Origin of the sequence: Sphingomonas sp. Leaf10, from assembly GCF_001421245.1 — a bacterium.
Taxonomy (GTDB): domain Bacteria; phylum Pseudomonadota; class Alphaproteobacteria; order Sphingomonadales; family Sphingomonadaceae; genus Sphingomonas.
Window position 1 is genome coordinate 380,136 of the sequence record NZ_LMKE01000001.1, and the last position, 3,109, is coordinate 383,244.

4 protein-coding genes are annotated in these 3,109 nt (G+C 69.2%); 3 read left to right on the forward strand and 1 reads right to left on the reverse strand.

Going from position 1 to position 3,109, the window contains the following annotated elements; genetic code table 11:
• On the reverse strand, nt 1-560 hold a 560-nt coding region (locus ASE59_RS01855; protein WP_162235258.1), incomplete at its 3' end, for a tetratricopeptide repeat protein.
• Between the two features lie 153 nt (nt 561-713).
• On the opposite strand from ASE59_RS01855, the gene ASE59_RS01860 reads away from it, so the two are divergent.
• From ASE59_RS01860 to ASE59_RS01870, 3 genes are read left to right on the forward strand one after another with little or no spacing between them, the layout of a single operon-like run.
• Nucleotides 714-1,418 carry an AAA family ATPase gene (locus tag ASE59_RS01860; protein ID WP_056451412.1) on the forward strand — a complete coding sequence of 235 codons (705 nt, stop codon included), beginning with the start codon at nt 714-716 and terminating at the stop codon, nt 1,416-1,418.
• 2 nt (nt 1,419-1,420) lie between these two features.
• The gene (locus tag ASE59_RS01865; protein WP_056451414.1) at nt 1,421-1,792 is read left to right on the forward strand and encodes a hypothetical protein; all 372 of its coding nucleotides are present in this window, start codon (nt 1,421-1,423) and stop codon (nt 1,790-1,792) included.
• Complete coding sequence (locus ASE59_RS01870) at nt 1,789-3,039, forward strand: SPOR domain-containing protein (protein WP_056451416.1); 1,251 nt, start codon at nt 1,789-1,791, stop codon at nt 3,037-3,039. The genes ASE59_RS01865 and ASE59_RS01870 overlap by 4 nt, the downstream gene beginning before the upstream one ends.
• The last annotated feature ends 70 nt before the right edge of the window (nt 3,040-3,109 follow it).

The window sequence follows — 3,109 nt, forward strand, 5'->3', positions numbered from 1 at the left end:
CCCGCGCCGCGTTCCAGATCGCGCGCCATCGTCAGTGCCGCCTGTCGGTCGGGCAGGGGGACATAGCGATCCATCTGCGCCAGCGTCGCCGCCGCCTGCGGCAGTCCCGCCGATGAAGCGCGCGTCATCAACGCATAGGCACGCCGCCAGTCCTTCGTCACCGCATCGCCGTTGAACAGCATGGTGCCGAGCACGAACTGACTACGCGCCTCGCCGCGGGCAGCGGACTTTTCCAACCACTGGACGGCTTCGGGGCGCTTGCCGTTCTGGAACAGGATCAGGCCGTAATTGTCCTCGGCCTGCCGATGGCCCTGTTGCGCGGCGCGGGCATACCATGTCTCGGCTTCGGTCAGGTTCATCGGCACGCCCCGGCCGAGCTTGTACGCCTGACCCAGATTGAACTGCGCATCGGCATCGCCCGCGACCGCCGGCTCACGCCATTCGCGTACCGCCGTCGCCCAGTCGCCACGCGCCCACGCCTCGACCCCCGCCTTCACATCGGCCAGTGCCGGCACCGAGGCCATCGTTACCACCAGGGCCAGCCCCATCGCACCGCGCATCCAAATCCCCTTCGCGAACATGCCGGTTCATTACCAGCGCTTCGCACGGGGCGGAACGGCTTTCGCGACCGGCGCATCCAGAAGCGGGCGTTAACCGCATTTTAGGCCGAACCATGCGATTCCCGGTGCCAAGAGAAGGGAGACGTGGGCGGAATGCGCGTTCTGGCGGTGGCATCGCAAAAGGGGGGATCCGGCAAGACGACCTTGTCGGGCCATCTCGCCGTGCAGGCCGAACGGTCGGGGGCCGGTCCTGTCGTGATGGTCGATATCGATCCGCAGGGGTCGCTGGCCGATTGGTGGAACGCGCGGGAGACCGACGAACCCGCCTTTGCCCAGACGATGGTCGCGCGGCTGGCGGCCGATCTGGAGACGCTGCGCGGGCACGGCTTCAAACTGGCGGTGATCGATACCCCGCCGGCAATCACCATGGCGATCCAGAGCGTGATCGCCGTCGCCGAACTGATCGTGGTGCCGACCCGGCCCAGCCCGCACGACCTGAGGGCAGTCGGGGCGACGGTCGACCTGTGCGACCGTGCCGGCAAACCGCTGGTATTCGTCGTCAACGCCGCGACGCCGGGCGCGAAGATCACGACCGAAGCGACGATGGCGTTGTCGCAACATGGCACCGTCGCCCCGGTCACTGTCCACCACCGGGTCGATTTCGCGTCGTCGATGGTCGACGGGCGGACGGTCATGGAGATCGATCCGACCTCGAAATCGAGTGGCGAGATCGAGGCGCTGTGGAGCTACATCCAGGATCGGCTGGAAAAGAATTTTCGGCGGACCGTGTTCGCCGTGCCGACGCTGCCGGGTGGTCCGCGTGCGGCGGGCGGCTTCGGCCGCCGGGTACGGGGCTGATCATGACGGCCCCGCGCAATCCGTCGCAGATCAATCCCGGCCTGCTGGCGCGCAAGGGCGAAGCGCGGCCGGCGATGCGGCCGCACGGGACCGACGAAGCCGACGATCTCGGCTGGAACGACCTGGGCGAGACAATGGCGGTTCCGGCGGTGTTGCAGGAACGTGCGAAGTTGCAGGCTGCGACCGCCGAAATTCTTACCCTGAAACTCGATGCCGACCGGCTGCTGCGGCTGCGGCTAGCGGCGACGTTCCGCAACCTTTCGCCGGAGGCGTTCGTTCTCGAAGCGCTCGATCGGTCCCTCCCGTCGACTTCCGACATTTCGGCGCTCGTTCAGCGCCTTGCCCCCGATGGGGCCGCAAAGGGCACACAATGAAGACCCATCTGCTCGTATCGATCGGCCTGGCCACAGCGATGCTCGGCGGTTCGCTGGCGCTCGTTGCCAGCGGCACGGTGGCGGTCGCATCGTCCGAACAGGGCATGGCGCAGAAGCTGGCCGGCAGGGCGACCAAGGCGCTGGCCAAGCGGCAGGGCGATGCGGCGGTGACCCTTGCCGAACAGGCGGTGGCGCTGGCGCCGCGCGATGCCGGGTATCGCACGCTGCTGGGCCGCGCCTATCTTCAGGCCGGACGGTTCGCGTCGGCGACGCAGGCGTTCAGCGACGTGCTGGCAATCGACCCAGCCGATGGCCGCGCGGCGCTGAACCTCGCTTTGGCGCAGACGGCGACCGGGGAGTGGGTCGCGGCGCGCCAGACGCTGAGCGCGCATGCCGCGCGAATCAGCGATGCCGATCGCGGGCTGGCACTGGCACTGGCGGGGGATCCGGGGGGGGGCATCGCGCTACTGAGCGAAGCGACGCGCGATCCGGCAGCGACGGCGACAATGCGGCAGAACCTGGCGCTCGCCCTCGCGCTCGACGGACGCTGGGTCGAGGCACGGACGGTCGCATCGGTCGACATGTCGCCCGAACAGGTCGATGCGCGGCTGGTCGAATGGGCCGGCTTCGCGCGTCCGCAGTCGGCGGCGCAGCAGGTGGCGGCGCTGCTGGGCGTGACGCCGGTGGTCGATCGCGGTCAGCCGACGCAACTGGCGCTGTCCGCACCGGGCGACGTCGTGCCCGTCGATGCCGCTCCGGTCGCGGTGGCGCAGGCCGAACCGATCGTCGTCGAGCCGGTAGCGCAGCCGACCCGGCTCGCAACGGTCGTTCGGCCGGCCATCACCTTCGCGCCTCGGCAGGAAATCGTGCAGGCATTGCCGAGCGACTATCGTGGTTCGCGCGGAATGGACGCCGCGCGGGTCCGCATGGCGGCGGCGCCGATGTCGCCGGCGGCCGGTGGTTATTATGTGCAGCTCGGCGCGTTCGATACCCAGGCAGTTGCCCGTACGGCCTGGCGGCGTTTGACCCGCACCGTACCCCGGCTTGCCGAACTGTCGCCGCAGGGTATGCAGGCGAGCGTGCGCGGAACCAGCTTCTACCGGCTGTCGGTCGGCGGCCTTGCCCGCCGTGACGCCGCGTCGCTGTGCAATCGTGTCCGCGCGAGCGGCGATCGCTGCTTCGTGCGGACCCATGCCGGCGAGCAGCTGGCGGGCTGGACCCGCCCCGAACGCCTCGCGTCGCGCTAAAGAGTTTCCCGAGCCTCTCCCAGGAGGAGGCGGCGCGTTCCCTTACAGGAACGCGCCGCCCTTTATCACC

Coding starts and splice junctions, on each gene's coding strand:
- ASE59_RS01860 (WP_056451412.1), top strand. CDS start 714: ATGCGCGTTCTGGCGGTGGCATCGCAAAAGGGGGGATCCGGCAAGACG.
- ASE59_RS01865 (WP_056451414.1), top strand. CDS start 1,421: ATGACGGCCCCGCGCAATCCGTCGCAGATCAATCCCGGCCTGCTGGCG.
- ASE59_RS01870 (WP_056451416.1), top strand. CDS start 1,789: ATGAAGACCCATCTGCTCGTATCGATCGGCCTGGCCACAGCGATGCTC.